Source organism: Thermodesulfobacteriota bacterium (genome assembly GCA_040757775.1).
Lineage (GTDB): Bacteria > Desulfobacterota > UBA8473 > UBA8473 > UBA8473 > UBA8473.
The window spans coordinates 12,692-31,141 of the sequence record JBFLWQ010000008.1 but is presented as its reverse complement, the minus strand read 5'-3'; the positions used below and the strand labels follow the sequence as shown (position 1 = coordinate 31,141).

The window sequence follows — 18,450 nt, the reverse complement described above, 5'->3', positions numbered from 1 at the left end:
ACTATGGGTTACGTAGTAAAAGTTGATAAGGGTAAGTGTGACGGAGACGGTGCTTGTATAGATAATTGTCCCGTGGATGTCTTTGAGATGGGCGAAGATGGCAAATCAAATCCGGTCAACCAGGATGAATGCCTAGGTTGTGAAACCTGTATGGAAGTATGTGAAACCGGGGCAGTTACCGTGGAGGAGGAATAAAGCCAGTTTTATTATCTTGAAGATATTTGTACCCTGAAGGTACAAAAGGCTGATAAATAAAGATTAGAATATGGGACATTTAATATGTGGGGACAATGAAGGGAGGTGGTAAAGGGGGATATCTGTGATTGTATGTAGAAAAGGGCTTAGTATAAACAAGGATCTTTAGAAATTTAAACTATTAAGGAGGTAAGATTATGCCAAGTTATGTCATTACGGAAAAATGTGACGGCTGTAAAGGGCAGGATAAAACGGCTTGTATGCATATATGTCCTAACGATCTTATGGTTCTGGACAAGGAGAAGATGAAGGCATACAATCAGGAGCCTTCATATTGCTGGGAGTGTTACTGTTGTGTAAAGATATGTCCGCAGCAAGCTATGGATGTGAGAGGTTATGCAGACTTTATGCCTCTTGGTGCTGCATCAACACCCTTGAGAGGGTCAGAAGATATCATGTGGACAATAACTTTCAGGGACGGTAGGATAAAGAGGTTTAAGTATCCGATAAGGACCACACCAGAGGGTTCAATAGCTCCATTCGCAGGATTTCCTGAGGCAAATGCAGCGGATATAAACAATCAATTGCTCCTAGGAGAGCCTGACATAATGGGAGTAACATCGCTCCCGACAAAAAATTAGGAAAGGAGGAGTAACCATGAAAGAGTTTGCAACTGAAGTTGTGGAAACTGATGTATTGATACTCGGTGGAGGAATGGCTGGCTGTGGTGCTGCAGTAGAAGCTGCATATTGGGCAAAGCCGCTGGGGTTAAAGGTAACTCTTGTGGACAAGGCTGCAATAGACAGAAGCGGTCCTGTTGCAATGGGGCTTTCTGCCATTAATACCTATATGGGAATGGATGGAAAGGTAACCGCGAATTCCCGTATGCCGGAAAGGTTTGTTGAATATGTGACAAATGATCAGTGTGGTCTGACAAGACAGGACCTGGTCTATGATGTTGCAAGACATGTGGATTCGACCGTCAAACACTTCGATAAATGGGGTCTTCCTATATGGAAGGATGAGGCAGGAAACTTTCGAAAATCAGGTGAATGGCAGGTGATGATATCCGGCGAGAGTTACAAGATTATCGTGGCAGAGGCAGCAAAGAACGCTATGGCCACCCTTGGTGATAAAGGACAGATAATTGAAAGGGTTATGATTACACATCTACTAAAGGATGATAATGAACCCGACAGAGTCTGTGGTGCAATTGGTTTTAGCGTCAGGGAAGAAAAGATCTATGTGTTTAAGGCTAAGGCAACTATCGCTCTGATGGGTGGTGCGGTCCATGTATTCAGGCCAAGGTCTCAGGCTGAAGCTTTTGGAAGGTCATGGATGCCCCCCTTTGTTAGCGGATCAGTCTATGCCCTTGTACTCCAGGCCGGTGGTGAGCTTACACAGATGGATGTGACATTTGTTCCTCCGAGGTTCAAGGATTCCTATGGTCCTGTAGGAACCTTCTTTCTGCTCTTTAAGACGCCTGCAACGAATGGCGAAGGCGGGGCATACGTTGGTGGATATCCGGAAGAGTTAAAGGCGTGGGAACCTTATGCAAGTGCTAAGCCCTGTCCAACTGCTCTCCGAAACTATGAGATGATACTCTGCGCGAAGGAAGGCAAAATACCCTTCCTCATGCACACAAATAAAGTGGCAGAAAGGCTCAAGAATGAGATAACAGATCCAAAGGCACTGAAGAAGGCGTTAAGAGAGTTTGAAAACGAAGCATGGGAAGACTTCCTCGACATGACAATTGCAGGCGCTACAAACTGGGCTGCACATAATGTTGACCCATTGGAAAAACCGATGGAGCTTCAGTTGTCAGACACCGTCTTCATAGGTTCACATGCCTGCTCTTGTGGTTCATGGACCTGTGGTGCTGAAGATCTGATGCCAAAAGAGTATGTTGATTCATTTCCTGAACAGTATAACTGTATGACCACTGTCAAGGGTCTGTTTACAGCAGGTTGCGGAGTAGGTGCATGTGCGCATAAGTTTTCAAGTGGCTCACACGTACAGGGAAGGATAGCAGCAAAGTCAGCGGCAAAATATGCCAATGACAGGAAGGGCTATTCTCCAACTGTGTCCGATGCTTCTATAGGTAAATTAAAGGAAACAATATTGAAACCACTTGCCTTCTTCGAAGAAAAATGCGGATATACAACGAGCTCCGATGTGAATCCTGAATATGTCTCCCCGCATAATTTCCTTTTCAGGCTGCAGAAGATAATGGGAGAGTACGTTGGTGGATGGGAGACATTGTATGGAACGAATGACAAGCTGCTCGAGATCGCCCTCTGGAAGTTGGGTTTCTGTGCAGAGGATATAGAGAAGCTTGCTGCTGCGGATCTACATGAGCTTATGAGGGCTTGGGAGACTATCCACAGGTACTATGTTGGCGAGGCATGCGCCAGGACAAGGCTTGCCAGGAAAGAGTCAAGATGGCCAGGATACTACTATAAGTTCGATTACCTGAAACTGGATGAAAATGAGAAGCATTTTGTAAATGTAAAGTACGATGCTGATAAGAAGGAATGGAGCGTATTTAATAGGCCGATGATTCCTATTATCTAAGCTAGATGTATCTATGGGGGCGGCTGTAAAGTCGCCCCCGCATTTTATTTGATAACAGCCTATGAATGAAGAGTATGCTGAAAAACGCCGAATACTTTCTCTGGAGGACGGATTCAGATTTTCATGTCATAATGAAATTCCCTGTTTTAACACCTGTTGCGCTGATATAAATATCTTTCTCATGCCTTATGATATCCTGAGGATGAGAAAGGCTACGGGGTTCTCTTCGGGGGAATTCTTAAAGGAGTATACCATATCACTCTTGGCAGAAGAGGGGTTGCCTTTAGTAGTACTTAAGATGATGGAGGATAAAAATAAGGTCTGTCCTTTTGTTACTTTTGATGGGTGTAAGATATACCAGGATAGGCCGTGGTCATGCAGGATGTATCCAGTATTTCCCGCTCCTTCAGGAGAACAAGGGTTTGTTATAAAGGAAGGGGAATCATGTCTTGGATGTAAAGAGGAAAAATTGTGGACACTAGAAGGGTGGAAGAAGGATCAGGGGATCGATCTCTATGATAAAATGAATGGATCTTATGAGGAAATAACCCTGCATGATTACTTTCTGAAGGGGAATAAACTTGACCCAGAAATGTCTAAAATGCTTTATATGGCATGTTATGACCTAGACGAGTTTAAAAGATTTATTTTTGAAACAAGATTTTTTGATATCAATGATATGGAAAGGGAACTTATTGAAAGGATAAAAGAAAACGAGGTAGAACTCCTAAATTTTGGATATAAATGGGTAAGATCCAATCTTTTAGGGGAGGACACTTTGAGACTTAATTATGGGGTATTTGATAGCATCCTGAATGCTGATAGTAAAATATAAGCGTTTTATTTGGGTTCCATCTGTCTCCTTAAATATATTTAGTCTTACTTTGCCATGGTTAATAAATATATATCTTTTTTGTTATTAAACCTCATGAGTTATAAGAATTAGCTTGAGGCAATTGTTCAATTTTATCTTGAAGAGTCAGATAGAAAGGTTTAATCAATGTTAATGGATATGGGTATCGTAGAACCTGTTAAACGCACACTGGATTCTAAGTTCAATTTCGTATGTCATAGTGACATGAGTTGTTTTACCGGATGTTGCAGCCGTACCAGTATAATTCTTACCCCATATGACGTAGTAAGGATAAAGAATAGGTTGGGAATCTCTTCAGGAGATTTCCTCGAGAAATACACCTACACCTATATTGATGAAGCGAATTCACATCCTTATGCAGTACTTAAGACCATGGAAGATGATAAAGAGGTGGGATGTCCCTTTGTTTCATCTGAAGGTTGCACTATTTATGAAGACCGGCCTTCTAACTGTCGCTATTATCCTGTCGGTCAAGGTCTTATGATAAGTGGTTCAGATGAAGGACCAGTAAAAGAAGAATTTTATTTCTTTATAAGAGATCCAAATTGTCTTGGTTATCAGGGGGACAAAGAGTGGACAATAGGTAGTTGGAGGATTGACCAGGGGGCTGACCTTTATGATGAGATGAACAAGGAGTGGAAAGAGATCCAGTTAAGGAGGAACCCGTCTGAGTCTTCCAAGCTCGACTCAAATAAACAGGCAATGCTTTATATGGCAAGTTATGATATAGATAAATTTAAAAAATTTGTATTTGAGAGTAAATTGGTCGATATCCTTGAAATTGATAAGGAGGAGGTCGCAAAGATAAAGAATGATGAAATAGCACTGATGAAGTTTGGATTCAAATACCTGAAATATATTTTGATGCTTGAAGAAACGTTGAAAGTAAAGGATGAATGTAGAAATCATCACATAAATTCGTAAGTTAGGAGGGACATGGTGGATACAGGAGTTTTTAACAAAGATATTCTTGTTGTCGGAGGGGGGATCAGTGGGCTCACCACGGCTCTTGAGGCTGCGGAAGCAGGATACAGGGTCATCCTCGTAGAAAAAGAAGCTTTTCTGGGGGGAAGGGTAGCCAGACTAAACAAATACTATACAAAACTCTGTCCTCCAAGCTGTGGACTGGAGATAAACTTCAAGAGGATGAAGCGTAACCCGAACCTTCATTACTTTACACTGGCAGAGGTAGAATCGGTTTCAGGTGAGGAAGGGAATTATGATGTGGCAATCAGAGTGCAACCCAGGTATGTTAACGATAACTGTACTGCCTGTGGAGAATGTGAGAAGGTATGTGCTACAGAAATCGAAGATGATTTTAACCTGGGGATAAATAAGACCAAAGCTGCTTATATTCCTTACCAAATGGCTTTTCCCCTTAAATATGTGTTAGCCCCTGAGATTATTGGAACAGACGATGCAAAGAAGTGTTTAGAAGCCTGTAAGTACAACGCTATTGATTTAGAAATGCAGCCCGAGACTATCAATGTAAAAGTTGGTTCTATAGTTGTTACTACTGGTTGGAAGCCGTATGATGCTTCAAAAATAGACAATCTGGGTTTTGGAAAATACGAAAATGTAATAACTAATGTTATGATGGAAAGATTGGCGGCTCCCAATGGACCTACAAATGGAAAGATATTAAGGCCATCCGATGGGAAAGAGGTCAAGAATGTCATATTCGCGCAGTGTGCCGGATCAAGGGATGAGAATCATCTGCCGTATTGTTCAGCCGTATGCTGTTTGGCATCTCTGAAACAGGCTACATATGTACGGGAGCAGAATCAGGAATCGAAGGTCACCATTTTTTACATAGATGTAAGGGCAATTGGAAGATTCGAAGACTTCTATGTAAAGGTTCAGAGTGATGAAAACGTGACACTTATTAAGGGGAAAGTAGCAAAGGTTGAAGAAGACCCTGTTACAAAAGACCCTATAGTGGAAGTGGAAGATACGCTGTCAGGTGAGAAGATCAAGACAAAAGCTGACCTGGTTGTTTTAGCCACGGGGATAGTTCCAAATATGTTAGAAGATAAAATCCCTGTGAATATAACTTGTGACGAATTTGGATTTGCAGTCCCTGATCCATCTAAGACAGGCATATACGCAGCCGGTTGTGCCAAGAGACCCATAGGGGTTTCGGGGGCGGTTCAAGATGCAACAGGGGCAGCCCTGAAGGCCATTCAAAGTACTTTAAGGAGGTAGCCGATGGATAAGAAAATCGGGGTTTACATATGTTGTGGTTGTGAGATTGGGGAATCTCTTGACATAGATGCTCTGTCCGGTGTTGCAAGTTCTGAGTACAAAGTTCCAATATGTAAGAATCACCCCATGTTATGTGGCAAGGAAGGTTCTTCCCTTATAAGAAGTGATGTAGAGAAGGAGGGGGTTAATACTGTTGTTATTGCTGCCTGTTCTCCCAGAGAAAAGACCGATGTTTTCTTATACGATCCTACGGCTATTAGTATGGAAAGAATCAATTTAAGAGAACATGTTGTATGGTGTCATTCCCCGAATGATGAAGATACTCAGATGCTGGCGGAAGACTATATGAGAATGGGGATCGCTAAGGCACAAAAAATGGCCCCTCTAGAGCCTTTTAGTGAAGAGATAGATAAAACAGTTCTTGTAGTGGGTGGTGGAATAACAGGAATAACTTCAGCGCTTGAGGCAGCCAAAGCCGGGAAAGAAGTAGTTCTTGTTGAAAAGGGACCAGAGCTAGGTGGTTGGATGGCTAAGATATGGAAACAGTATCCTAAAACTCCGCCATACCTTGAACTTCAGGATACGGGAATAGATTCAAAGATCAAAGAGGTAAAGTCCAATACGAAGATTAGGATATATACCGGCGCCAAAATAGAGAAGACGGAAGGTGCACCTGGTTTATTTAATGTTACCATAAGCCAAGACGAAAAGTCTGAGACGGTAAGGGTAGGATCGATAGTTGAGGCTACCGGTTGGCAGCCTTACGATGCCAAAAAACTAGGACATCTGGGTTTTGGTAAGAGCCCAGATGTGGTAACAAATATCATGATAGAAGAGATGGCTAAAAAAGGGAAATTTGCCCGTCCATCGGATGGAAAAGAGGTTAAGAGTGTGGCATTTATCCAGTGTGCCGGGTCGAGAGACAGCAATCACCTGCCGTATTGTTCCACGTATTGTTGTCTTACTTCGCTCAAACAGGCCGCATATATAAGGGAACATGACAGCGATACAAAGGTTTACATACTCTACAAAGACATAAGAACCCCTGCTCAATTTGAGCTTTTTTATAAGAAGATACAGGAAGACCCTGGCGTTTTTCTGACAAAAGGTGAAGTAGTAGGAGTCTCTGAAGATTCTGATAATGGTCTTATAATAGATGTGGATAACACCTTGCTAGGCGATAAGATACAGATAAATGCCGATATGGTTGTTCTGGCAACCGGTATGGTTCCAACCGCTGGAATAGAGGTAAAAGAGTTGGAGCCGGAAGAATCTGATGAAGCTTCAGAGGAAAGAAAACAAGAAGAGATACCAAAAGATCTTATTATACCATCGGATATTTTAAATCTGAAATACAGGCAGGGACCGGAACTGCCAAGTTTGATATATGGGTTTCCTGACTCTCACTACATATGTTTTCCATATGAAACTAGAAGGACTGGTATCTATGCTGCCGGATGTGTAAGACAGCCTATGGATGGCGCTGCCTGTACGGATGATGCAGCAGGGGCTGCAATGAAAGCTATTCAGTGTGTTGAACTTACTGCTCAGGGAAAAGCAGTCCATCCAAGGGCAGGAGATATGAGCTATCCTGAGTTATATATGTCCAGATGTACACAGTGCAAGAGGTGTACTGAAGAATGTCCCTTTGGCGCGTACAACGAGGATGAGAAGGGCAACCCACTACCAAACCCGACCAGATGTCGAAGGTGCGGTATATGTATGGGGTCATGTCCGGAGAGGATCATCTCTTTTAAGGATTATTCTGTGGACATTATCGGGTCTATGGTCAAGGCTATAGAAGTCCCCGAAGAGGACGAGGAGAAACCAAGGGTCTTAGCCTTTCTATGTGAAAACGACGCTTATCCTTCCCTGGATATTGTAGGTCGTAAACGCCTTTCTTACAATCCCTATGTGAGGGTTATACCATTGAGATGTTTAGGCAATGTTAATCTCGTATGGATTGCCGATGCCCTCTCCAGCGGTATAGATGGGGTTATTTTAATAGGGTGCAAACACGGTGATGACTACCAGTGTCACTATATTAAAGGAAGCGAACTGGCAAGCGTTAGGATGGGAAAGATTAAAGAGACTCTGGACAGACTTCGCCTTGAATCTGACAGAGTACAAATACTGGAACTATCCATTGATGAATATGCTCAGTTGCCGAGTATCTTCGATGATTTTATGGAAACGATAGAAAAGGTCGGTCCAAACCCATATAAGGATATGTAGTCTGTTGGACAAAAGGCAAAGGGTGAAAGGTGAGGGGGATTAGCTTTTAACCTAAAACTCCGTTGAGGTGAAAAAATGGCAGGCAGACAACTCATAGAACCGGATATGAATTTTGTCAAAAAGGTAGTGAGCTTTGGAGGGGATACACTTAAGAAGTGTTTTCAATGTGCGACATGCTCTGTTGTGTGTAACCTGACGCCGGAAAAGAAACCTTTCCCGAGGAAAGAGATGATCTGGGTTTCCTGGGGACTAAAAGAAAGGCTCTTGGGCGATCCTGATATATGGCTTTGCTATCAATGTAACGATTGTTCTACCTACTGTCCCCGGGGGGCAAAGCCTGGCGATGTCCTCGCCGCGATAAGAAACTATAGCTTTATGCACTATGCTTTTCCAGGATTTTTAGGTAAGGCTTTGAGTCAGGGAAGGTATTTGCCCCTTCTGTTGGCATTTCCCATTGTTTTGTTTCTCTTTTTGATGGGGATTACCGGTCATCTGAATATACCCCAGGGAGAGATTGTTTTTAAAAAGTTTGTCCCGCATACAATAGTCGACCCTGTTTTCATCATCGTCTCTATCTTGGTTTTTGTATCTATTGTGGTAGGAGTCAAAAGATTCTGGAAAGGGATGAAGAATGGTGTCCACCCCAGTGAATCTCAAAATCTATCATTTTTGGATTTTGTAAAGTCTCATGTAATTCCGGTCCTTGTTGACATTTTTAAACATTCGAAATTCAAGGAGTGTGAAGAAAACAGGCCCAGATATCTTGCCCACATGATGATCTTTTACGGGTTCATAGCCCTGGCAATAGTGACGGGAATCGTATTCCTTGGCATATACTTCCTTGGGCTTCATGAGATGCTGCCTCTCCACCAGTTAAATCCCATAAAAATCCTGGCAAACCTTGGAGCTCTTGCTCTCTTTACAGGTTGTACACTCGTAATATCGAACAGACTCAAGGCAGACGAAGATAAGAGCAGGAGTACATACCTTGACTGGGTATTTATCATAATGGTATATCTGATAGCCATTTCAGGGATACTTACGGAAGTTACGAGACTGTTCGATGTTGCTGCCTTAGCCTATCCTTTATATTTTGTCCATCTAATCTTAGTCTTCTATCTTATAGCCTACCTGCCATTCTCAAAATTTGCCCATTTTATCTACCGAACTGTAGCGTTGGTTTATGCCAGTTATTCGGGGAGAGAGATAAGAGGATAAGATGGGGAAGGGTGTTAAATGGTGGATAACTGGTATTCCCAGCTTTCTGGGGTTAGCTATTCTGGTTAATCCTGTTTGGGCGGAGGTGACTGCTCAGGCTTCTGGTGCAGGAAGTAATGCCCATGCCTGGTGGTTTTGGCCTGTTACCCTTTTTGTAGTTACCCTTGTCATGGGGATTTTAGCGGTACTGGGAGGGGTTGGCGGTGGTGTTCTTTTTGTACCCATTATCAGTGGTTTTTTCCCTTTTCATCTGGATTTTGTCAGGGGTGCAGGTCTTTTAGTAGCTCTAGCTGGCGCACTGGCCGCAGGTCCTGGACTCCTGAGGCTAAACCTTGCCAGCCTGAGACTTGCCATCCCGGTAGCGTTGATTGCTTCGACCTGTGCTATCATAGGGGCTATGATTGGATTGGCTCTCCCCACTAATATCGTCCAAACAGCCCTGGGAGCCACCATCATTGGCATTTGTGTCCTTATGTTGACGGCTAAGAAATCGACACTCCCAGATGTGCCTCAATCTGATATGCTCTCCTCTGCCTTGCGGATATATGGTGTCTACCGGGAGGAAAGTACAGGACAGGTCATTAACTGGAAAATACACCGGACTCCACTGGGTCTTACCCTGTTCATTGCCATAGGTATCATGGCCGGTATGTTTGGCCTTGGGGCTGGCTGGGCTAACGTTCCTGCACTCAATCTTGTAATGGGTGTTCCTTTGAAGATAAGCGTAGCCACCAGTAAGTTTCTTCTCTCGATCACTGATACGTCAGCAGCCTGGATATACTTGAACAAAGGGTGCGTTATACCAATGATAGTAGTTCCCTCTCTGGTAGGAATTATGATTGGTTCCTTTATAGGAGTTCCTCTTCTTAAAGTGGCCAGGCCTTCAGTTGTTCGATGGATAGTTATATGCATGCTGGCATTTGCAGGGTTCAAAGCACTGGGCAAGGGGTTAGGCTTTTAAATAAGGACACTTCCAGGAAGGCGATTTTTATAAGATAAGAACGTATATATAAGGTAAGATTCAAGGAGAAGAACAATGACTGACAAATCACAAACCTCATTAGAGGCAGGACCTGAACAGATTCTCTATGCCAAAGTTTTGAGAAAAGGGATGTACCTGGGTCTTGTGATTCTCTTCATTACCTTTGCTATCTATGCTTTAGGCATTGTAAAGCCCTATATCCCCAAGGACAAAATCTGTCTCTATTGGACCATGAACGTCCATGAGTATCTTTCTTCTACTAATATCAAAGACGGTTGGAACTGGCTTGGGATGTTGAATTATGGTGAATTTACTAACTTTATAGGGATTGTTATCCTTGCTGGTATTACTATCATTTGCTATATTGCGATTATACCTGTTCTCTTAAAAAATAACGACAAATTATATGCAGTTATGTCTCTGCTGGAAGTGATTATCCTTGGCTTGGCAGCCAGTGGTATCCTTGCAGTAGGGCACTAAGGTAAAATAGAACAGGCCATTTCCATAAATTCCTTCCTGTAAGAACAGCTATCAGCAATCGATTTTTAAGACAAGAGGTTAAATGATTCCCTTAAGGGATGAAAATCCTTCCAGCACTATCCCCTTTGTCAATACCGCTCTTATCTTAGTCAACATTTATGTCTTCATCTATCAAAACTTTTTTATGCCAGGGGAGAGTAGTTCTCTTTTTTTCCGGTTGGGTACTGTTCCCTACGAATTTACCCATTTTGTGGATATTCCTCCCTCATCCTTAGTTCCTGTGCCTTTGACTATCTTTACAGCGATGTTCATGCATGGTGGCTGGATTCACCTCATAAGCAATATGCTTTTCCTGTGGATCTTTGGTGATAATGTTGAGGATGTGCTCGGTCATATTAAATATCTGTTTTTTTATATAGTATGCGGGGTTCTTGCGTCTTTCCTTCACATACTCACCAATATCAATTCCCAGGTTCCAAGTATCGGTGCCAGTGGTGCTATCGCAGGAGTGATGGGAGCATATCTGTTCCTCTTTCCAAAGGCACGCATCAGAACCCTTGTGATATTTGTTATATTCATACAAATCATAAGGCTTCCCGCAATAGTCATACTCGGTTACTGGATATTAATACAGATATTGAGCGGATTTGCTGAAATTGGGCTCCCTAAAGGTGCTGGTATAGCCTGGTTTGCCCATATAGGAGGATTTTTTTCTGGGTTTTTCCTCATTATGATAATGAAGAAACGAAGAAGGCACTATCGGAGAAATAGGGCCAGGAAATAGGAGTTGCCTTTTCTACCGGTTACTCATCCAATTCCCTCCTTGCTTCCTCCTTGGCATATTTTCTATTATACCCTTTTTTGCCCTTCTTGGTAGAAAGGGGTATGCTCTTCTTTAAGGGAAGGGGTATCCTTATCATCTTCCAGAAAGGTTTCTTTTCTTTCATTATTTTTGCCTGTAAGAAAGGATTGAGCAAGTCCAATATTTATCCCTGACGGTATAATTCAGGGGTTTAGAAATGCAACCTGTTAGGATGAAATCTAATCTTTTACATGGAGGAAAAGAGAATAACCTATCATCTTGTAGACGAGTTTAGCTGCAAGAAAATCGGGTGCAATTACGCCCGGAACGGGACAGAGCTCCATTACATCAAACCCTACGATATTCCTGTTTTCTGCTACTTTTCTTATAATATTCAATAAGTCATGCCAGCTCAACCCTCCGGGTTCTGGTGTTCCAACCGAGGGCATAATACCTGGATTTAGAACATCGAGGTCCAAGGTTATATAAATGTTCTGAGAAAGATGGGATATCATTTCATCTATCCATCCTTCTCCCTCCACAACATCCTCCTCAAAGAACACAGAAAGCCTTTTCGTTTTAATAAATTCCATCTCTTCCCTGGAAAGGCTCCTGATTCCTACCTGCACGGTAGATGCATAATCCATTACCCTTCTCATAACAGTGGCATGATTGTATTTGGTATCACAGTAAGTATCCCTCAGATCGGCATGGGCATCTAGCTGGAGAACACTGAAGTTTTTATACTCTTCTGCAAAAGCCTTCACAGCTCCGATACTCAGGGAATGCTCTCCTCCCAGCATTATCAGTAACTTCTCTTTGTCGTTAAAGATGGAAACAATATCGTAAACCCTTTTCAACATACCTTCTGGCCCGGACATATCCGGTTCCAGCTCTTTTAGGGTATGTATACCAACCCTGTAGGACTCTAAATCAAGTTCCTGATCATAGAGTTCTATATGTGCTGAGGCATTAATTATAGCCCTTGGGCCTTCCCTTGTTCCGGCTCTATAAGAGACTGTTTGGTCATATGGTACAGGAAGAATGACCACCTTTGAGGTATCAAGTTCACTAGACTCCCTTGATAGTCCTCCAAAGTTATTTGGCAAAAATAAGCTGCTGTCTAATAATATTTTTTCTTCAGAAGAAAATAAACTCAGTTACAAAACCTCCAAATTTTCTTCCCATTTTAAACTTGGGAATTATCCTGTCTTTCAATGTTTCCCTGGAACCGCTCAGAGTTGCACTGGCAATAAGAGGAAAAGCCAATGTGGCAGCATTTTGACTTGGCAACTTGGTCACTGCGGAAAGTCCTGTCGCTTTCTGAGTGTGTCGAAGTCTTGATCAGTAGTAGCCCGCTCTGACAAAGCTGGATCAAGTTCGATGGCCTTCCGAAGTGCATGCAATGCCTTAAGAACCCATTGCTCCCGCTCTTTCGCTTTGTACTTTATCGATGCCCGTGCAGCGGTCCATGCGAGGTCATAGAATAGCCGCGGTAACATGAGCCCATTTGTGATAGTTTGATCGAGAAAATTAGCTGCGTTTTCCGGCTGTCCGAGCTCCGTGAAGGCTACCGCCATCTTGAAGTAATATGCTTCTGTTCTTGGAAAAAACCGGATAAGGGGATTCAAACAGTCCTCTATTGCGATCTTGTATCTACCAGCATCAAGGAGAACTTGGCTCAGTGAATCAAGTGCTAAAGCACAGTTTGGATCAATGTTCAATGCTTTACGTAGTACCTCTTCGGCTCGGCTAAGGTCGTAGATAGCCGCGTAAGCTTGGCCCAGCAGCACTAGATATCTGATGTTTTGAGGATCCAAGTCAGAGGCGGCCTGATACTGGTCTATGGCATCGCAATGTAGGCCTTCGAGTTGTAAAACATCCCCCAAAGCAACGTGATACTCAGGCGAGAAAGCCTTCGACCTGCTTCTTTCTTTAGAATCAGCTTCAATTAAATGCAGCTCCGCTTTTAGCATGTCGTGGAGTTTCATGATACTATCAGGATCGTAGACCGCACATTTCACGCCAGCAATATCCGAAAAAGTTTCAGGGATATCCTTTACAACATGCTTGGGCGCAAGAAGAATCAAGTCTTTGTTAAGGGCATACGCCAAGCCCAGTTCGAATGCCACATTATGAGAAATATGGCCAGCAACCACAATGACAAGGTCTGCCCGCTTAACCGCATCCAAAACTCCGGTTAGGAGTAGTTGCCCGGAGGGCAAGGAAGAATCAAGAGTGTCGACCTGCCATTTTTGTCTTGAGCTATAGCTATGTGAAAGCTTTTCAAAGAAATCCTTAACTACGGCAACCGCATCATTCTCCTTTGGAAGGTCTCTGAAAACTACAAAAACTCTCTTTATAGATGTTCTGTTGTTAGACATTTCGCTCTACCCTCTGGTTAGATGCCTCCTTTACTGGTTAGCCTTGTCATGCTCAATCCCTTTCTGTTATTGGGTATGACTCACCTGTGGGTCAGCCGCGAATCGTGCCATTCATCAAGTCGAGCAGAATATTGTCTTTCTGTTCTCGCTTTCCATGCACCGTCGTGATACGCAGCACTAACTATCAGAGGAAAAGCTAATGTGGCTTCCGAATAGACCATCTGTTCAAATGTCGTGTCTACTTTACCCCAGGAGCAGGCTTCCTTGAGAGTAGAGCCGGAAAGACCGCCGTCTCTCTCGTCTGCTACAGTTATCTGGACTGCATACTTGTGCATCGGAGTTTTGAACCCGAGCACTTCCCCAGCTATGACAGTATCTTGGATAAAGTTTTTGGGCACGCCCCCTCCTACGATAAAAATGCCTGTGGAATGCGCATCCAGCTTTATCTTTGTGAGTTCTAAGAAATCCCGAACTGAGTCAATATGCACTGTATTACTAGGCGAGTTCCACTGGTGCAGCATTAAACCAAACCCGGCCGAGCTATCAGAGAAGGCAGGACAAAAGATAGGAACCCGCTTACGATAGCAGGTGTGGACTATAGAATTTTGGTCTTTTCCATTCTGTTCAATCCATCGACCCATTTCGTCGATGAACTCACGTGAACTAAGCGTTCTTGGGGCAAGGGATTCAGCTATCTCTGCGATTGTTCTATCACAGACCTTGAGTTCCTCTTCATTAATAAATGTATCGTAGATCCGATCAATACCTAACTGTCGTAGGTGATTGTCGTTTACGTGCTTACTGCCAATATAATGTTTATATCCCAGAGCCTCAAAAAAGTCCTGGTCGACTATGTTTGCACCGGTGGCCACGATAGCATCAACCATGTTATATTCTATCATGTCGATGATGACCTGCTTCAAACCTGCGCTGATTAAACTACCTGCTAGCCCTAAGAGTATGGTGCAATCTTTGTCCCTTAGCATGCTCTCGAAGTGTTCGGTCGCCCGAGAGACATCTCTACTGGTGAATGCCATATGTGCCATTGCTTTCACAAGGCCACGCATATCCAGGTTCTTGATGTCAATGTGCCTGATCGTTTCCTTCAAGAGATGATTATTTTCCATCAGCATCCTCTCTATCCAACCATGTTTAATCGTTCTCTGTATACTATATCAGTAGCCAAACAGATATCTCTTGGAAATTCTAGTCCTCTATTCAATAGTTTGATTTCAGTTTTTGTCAGACCAAACATATCTTTTACAAAACAGATAGCATTGTCTGAATCAAATGTTTTGCAGGAAAAAATATCAAGGCTCAGGTACTGTTTAAAAGGGAAAGTGTGGATGCTTATATGGCTTTCAGCGATAAGGACAACCCCTGATAACCCCCAGTCTTCGGGTTTCTTTCCAATGTATTTGAAAACATACGGCGGCATGATCTTTGTCATTTCCATTTTTTCAGGATAGGTATCCAGAAAATTATAGATCAATTCAATGTTTTCCATTTTTTTACTGTTACCGCCATAGCCATCTACCATTAGATGTTGTCCAAAATAATCCATCTTTCCAAATACCTCCTTTATCTTTAAAATATCAATGATCATCAGCGGGATAGAGACTAAAGGAACTATAGTCTCGTAAATCGCAATTTGTGAATCGTAAGCCATTTACCATTCATGGTTTTTGCCAGATATCCAATCTTTTCTCAGATTGGATATCTAAAGGTTAAGATTCTCCTGCCAAGGAACTACAAGTTACCAAGACTGTAACGTATTCTTATTAAAGAAAAATTGGGCAATTAAAGAGCCAGCATTCTCAATTTTCTGACTCTAGGGGAAGTGTGGTGGGATATAATGGGAGGCATTTTTTCTATTTATTGCTACCCCCAATCCACCATCCTTCCGATGCTTAGCTTCTTATTATCGGCCTCACCTTCATCCGCCGTATCCATAAAAACCCCTATCTATTGAAAACGTTCTGTTTAATTAGAGAATATCAAAACTAAGTCTAAATACATTAATTGATAAGAAATGTCAAGATTTTTTTAAGGTATTAAATATTACTTAAATATACTCTTTTACAAGGATTTCAGCAATCTGAACGGCATTGAGGGCAGCACCTTTGCGAAGGTTATCCGCTACAATCCACATATTGATCCCTTTTTCAATGGATTCATCCTCCCGGATCCTTCCGACAAAGGTGTCATCCTTGCCGGCAGCATCAATAGCCAGGGGGTATCTTGCAGATGCAGGATCATCAACAACAGTTACCCCTGGGGCTTGTGAAAGCAACTTTCTCACCTCATCTGCAGTAATCTTTTTCTCGGTTTCTATGTTGACTGATTCTGAATGACCATAAAACACCGGCACTCTCACCGTGGTTGCAGTTACCCTGATTGAGTCGTCCACCAGTATCTTCCTGGTCTCATTTACCATCTTCATCTCTTCTTTAGTATAGGCATTTTCGAGAAAGATATCTATATGGGGCAAACAGTTAAAGGCTATTTGGCGGGGATAAACTTTACACTCAACATCCTGAAAGCTCAGTATATCCCTGGTCTGATCCTGAAGTTCATCTATAGCCTTTTTCCCGGTTCCAGATACCGCCTGATAAGTTGATACTACAATCCTTTTGATCTTTGCCACATCATGGATTGGCTTTAATGCCACCACCATCTGAATTGTAGAACAGTTGGGGTTGGCAATAATCCCTTTATTCATATATTGGGCAATGGCATGGGGGTTTACCTCTGTAACCACCAGGGGAACCTGACTGTCCATTCTGAAGGCACTGGTATTGTCAACCACTATACAGCCTGAACTGGCAGCAATGGGGGCAAACTTTTCGCTTACAGTCCCCCCTGCTGAGAACAAAGCAATATCAACCCCTTTAAAAGAATCCTCATCGAGTATCTCAACCTTTATATCTTTACCATAAAACTCAACGTAAGAACCAGCCGACCTACTGGAAGCCAGCAGTTTTAACTTCCCAACAGGGAATTTCCGTTCTTCCAGGATCTTTACCATCTCATTGCCAACTGCTCCTGTTGCCCCAACAACTGCAACGCTGTACTTCTCTTTCTTCATAAGACCTAACCCCTTATAGCTCCTTCATGTACTTTATTACTAAATCACCGACTTCTCTGGTGCCATATCCCATCTCCCCTGCTGAGAGACTCTTAATATCTCTGGTGAGCACCCCGATGACCGCATGTTCTATAAGCTTTGCTGAATTTTCTTCTCCCAGATGCTCTAACATCATCTGACAGGCCGAAATTGCGGCTAAAGGGTTTATTACATTTTTCCCAGTGTATTTTGGGGCTGACCCTCCGATAGGTTCAAACATACAGGTTCCCTGGGGGTTAATATTTCCACCAGCAGCTATTCCCATCCCTCCCTGAATTATAGCCCCGATGTCAGTGATTATATCTCCGAACATATTATCAGTGACGATTACATCAAACCATTCAGGATTTTTTATCAACCACATGGATATTGCATCCACATGGGCATAATCGGTGGTAATATCGGGGTAGTCCTTTGAAACATCTTCAAAGGTTCTATCCCAGAGGTCAAAGGCGTAGGTCAAGACATTTGTCTTACCGCATAGGGTAAGCTTCTTAGATTTGTTTCTCTTCCGACATAAATCGAAGGCATATCTGATGCATCTTTCCACACCCTTTCTAGTGTTTATAGACTCCTGTATTGCCACCTCATCAGGGGTCCCTTTCTTCAAAAACCCTCCGGAACCCACATAAAAACCCTCTGTATTTTCCCTAACCACCACGAAGTCAATATCTTCTGGCCCCTTGTTTTTGAGTGGAGTATCTACACCGGGGTATAATTTTACCGGTCTGAGATTTACATACTGATCAAGCATAAATCTTAGCTTCAGGAGTATCCCTCTCTCCAGGATTCCGGGTTTCACATCAGGATGTCCTATCGCACCCAGGTATATTGCATCCATTTTCCGGAGTTCTTCAACTACTGAATCAGGGAGGATTTCACTGGTCCGAAGATACCTCTCTCCTCCCAGGTCATACTCCATCAGATCATACTTGAATCCGTTTATCTCCGAAGCAGCCTTTAGTATTTTGAGCCCTTCAGCAACCACCTCTGGACCTGTGCCATCACCAGGTATAACCGCTATGTTGTATGCGTTCTTGCTCATATGAAATTTAGCTCCAATTCGCTCAATCTTACAAGTTTTTCCAGAATCTCATCAAACCAAATAATGCCTTTGATTTTCAAGTCATCTTCTCCAGCATCTTTGGCATATTATATATCATAGCCCCTTATTTTCATAGAGTTTTTTTCTCTAAGGGGAAAGTTCAGTTGAACTCTTTTTCTGTCATTGGTTAGTCTCAAGGTTTACTTGAAGCCCTTTAACTTGATAATTCCCTGTAGCTTGGCTTGCTACAGGGTTCAATAGTCATTCCTGTGAATTCCGTATCAAGTACGGGGCAGGCGCAGGAATCCAAAAAACTAAAAGACTAGATT

19 protein-coding genes are annotated in these 18,450 nt (G+C 42.8%); 11 read left to right on the top strand and 8 right to left on the bottom strand.

The genetic code is table 11. From position 1 onward, the window contains the following. Window positions 1–3: 3 nt before the first annotated feature. The 11 genes from AB1401_06800 (at window position 4) to AB1401_06750 (ending at window position 11,547) form a co-directional block, all read left to right on the top strand. On the top strand, window positions 4–195 hold the full coding sequence (locus AB1401_06800) for a ferredoxin family protein (GenBank protein ID MEW6615153.1): 192 nt from the start codon (window positions 4–6) through the stop codon (window positions 193–195). Between the two features lie 197 nt (window positions 196–392). After that, complete coding sequence (gene aprB, locus AB1401_06795) at window positions 393–836, top strand: adenylyl-sulfate reductase subunit beta (protein MEW6615152.1); 444 nt, start codon at window positions 393–395, stop codon at window positions 834–836. Between the two features lie 16 nt (window positions 837–852). After that, window positions 853–2,769, top strand: a complete 1,917-nt coding sequence (gene aprA / locus AB1401_06790; protein MEW6615151.1) for an adenylyl-sulfate reductase subunit alpha — start codon at window positions 853–855, stop codon at window positions 2,767–2,769. Window positions 2,770–2,830: 61 nt separating this feature from the next. Continuing rightward, window positions 2,831–3,604 carry a YkgJ family cysteine cluster protein gene (locus tag AB1401_06785; GenBank protein ID MEW6615150.1) on the top strand — a complete coding sequence of 258 codons (774 nt, stop codon included), beginning with the start codon at window positions 2,831–2,833 and terminating at the stop codon, window positions 3,602–3,604. A 165-nt stretch (window positions 3,605–3,769) separates the two neighbouring features. Continuing rightward, window positions 3,770–4,567 carry a YkgJ family cysteine cluster protein gene (locus tag AB1401_06780; protein ID MEW6615149.1) on the top strand — a complete coding sequence of 266 codons (798 nt, stop codon included), beginning with the start codon at window positions 3,770–3,772 and terminating at the stop codon, window positions 4,565–4,567. A 12-nt stretch (window positions 4,568–4,579) separates the two neighbouring features. Further along, window positions 4,580–5,848 (top strand): CoB--CoM heterodisulfide reductase iron-sulfur subunit A family protein, encoded by a 1,269-nt coding sequence (locus AB1401_06775; protein MEW6615148.1) that lies wholly within the window; start codon window positions 4,580–4,582, stop codon window positions 5,846–5,848. A gap of 3 nt (window positions 5,849–5,851) precedes the next feature. Beyond that, window positions 5,852–8,083: an FAD-dependent oxidoreductase gene (locus AB1401_06770; protein MEW6615147.1), complete on the top strand. Its 2,232-nt coding sequence runs from the start codon at window positions 5,852–5,854 to the stop codon at window positions 8,081–8,083. Between the two features lie 75 nt (window positions 8,084–8,158). Further along, window positions 8,159–9,301, top strand: coding sequence for a quinone-interacting membrane-bound oxidoreductase complex subunit QmoC (qmoC, locus tag AB1401_06765; GenBank protein ID MEW6615146.1), 1,143 nt, complete (start codon window positions 8,159–8,161; stop codon window positions 9,299–9,301). A gap of 1 nt (window position 9,302) precedes the next feature. Then, entirely contained in the window at window positions 9,303–10,262 is a 960-nt protein-coding gene (locus AB1401_06760) for a sulfite exporter TauE/SafE family protein (protein MEW6615145.1), read from the top strand. 75 nt (window positions 10,263–10,337) lie between these two features. Further along, the gene (locus tag AB1401_06755; protein ID MEW6615144.1) at window positions 10,338–10,763 is read left to right on the top strand and encodes a DUF1634 domain-containing protein; all 426 of its coding nucleotides are present in this window, start codon (window positions 10,338–10,340) and stop codon (window positions 10,761–10,763) included. A gap of 82 nt (window positions 10,764–10,845) precedes the next feature. Beyond that, entirely contained in the window at window positions 10,846–11,547 is a 702-nt protein-coding gene (locus AB1401_06750) for a rhomboid family intramembrane serine protease (GenBank protein MEW6615143.1), read from the top strand. Window positions 11,548–11,566: 19 nt separating this feature from the next. Here AB1401_06750 and AB1401_06745 read toward each other — a convergent pair whose 3' ends face one another. The 8 genes from AB1401_06745 to AB1401_06710 form a co-directional block, all read right to left on the bottom strand. Then, entirely contained in the window at window positions 11,567–11,710 is a 144-nt protein-coding gene (locus AB1401_06745) for a hypothetical protein (protein ID MEW6615142.1), read from the bottom strand. A gap of 94 nt (window positions 11,711–11,804) precedes the next feature. Next, a complete protein-coding gene (gene speB, locus AB1401_06740) occupies window positions 11,805–12,674 on the bottom strand; it encodes an agmatinase (protein ID MEW6615141.1) in 870 nt (289 codons plus the stop codon). A 31-nt stretch (window positions 12,675–12,705) separates the two neighbouring features. Further along, window positions 12,706–12,867, bottom strand: a complete 162-nt coding sequence (locus AB1401_06735) for a hypothetical protein (GenBank protein ID MEW6615140.1) — start codon at window positions 12,865–12,867, stop codon at window positions 12,706–12,708. Then, complete coding sequence (locus AB1401_06730) at window positions 12,864–13,949, bottom strand: hypothetical protein (protein MEW6615139.1); 1,086 nt, start codon at window positions 13,947–13,949, stop codon at window positions 12,864–12,866. The genes AB1401_06735 and AB1401_06730 overlap by 4 nt, the downstream gene beginning before the upstream one ends. Before the next feature lie 80 nt (window positions 13,950–14,029). After that, window positions 14,030–15,076, bottom strand: coding sequence for a deoxyhypusine synthase (locus AB1401_06725; GenBank protein MEW6615138.1), 1,047 nt, complete (start codon window positions 15,074–15,076; stop codon window positions 14,030–14,032). An 11-nt stretch (window positions 15,077–15,087) separates the two neighbouring features. After that, window positions 15,088–15,513, bottom strand: coding sequence for an S-adenosylmethionine decarboxylase (locus AB1401_06720; GenBank protein MEW6615137.1), 426 nt, complete (start codon window positions 15,511–15,513; stop codon window positions 15,088–15,090). Between the two features lie 501 nt (window positions 15,514–16,014). Further along, window positions 16,015–17,037 (bottom strand): aspartate-semialdehyde dehydrogenase, encoded by a 1,023-nt coding sequence (locus AB1401_06715; GenBank protein ID MEW6615136.1) that lies wholly within the window; start codon window positions 17,035–17,037, stop codon window positions 16,015–16,017. Window positions 17,038–17,050: 13 nt separating this feature from the next. Then, window positions 17,051–18,121 (bottom strand): 3-isopropylmalate dehydrogenase, encoded by a 1,071-nt coding sequence (locus AB1401_06710; GenBank protein MEW6615135.1) that lies wholly within the window; start codon window positions 18,119–18,121, stop codon window positions 17,051–17,053. Between the last annotated feature and the right edge of the window lie 329 nt (window positions 18,122–18,450).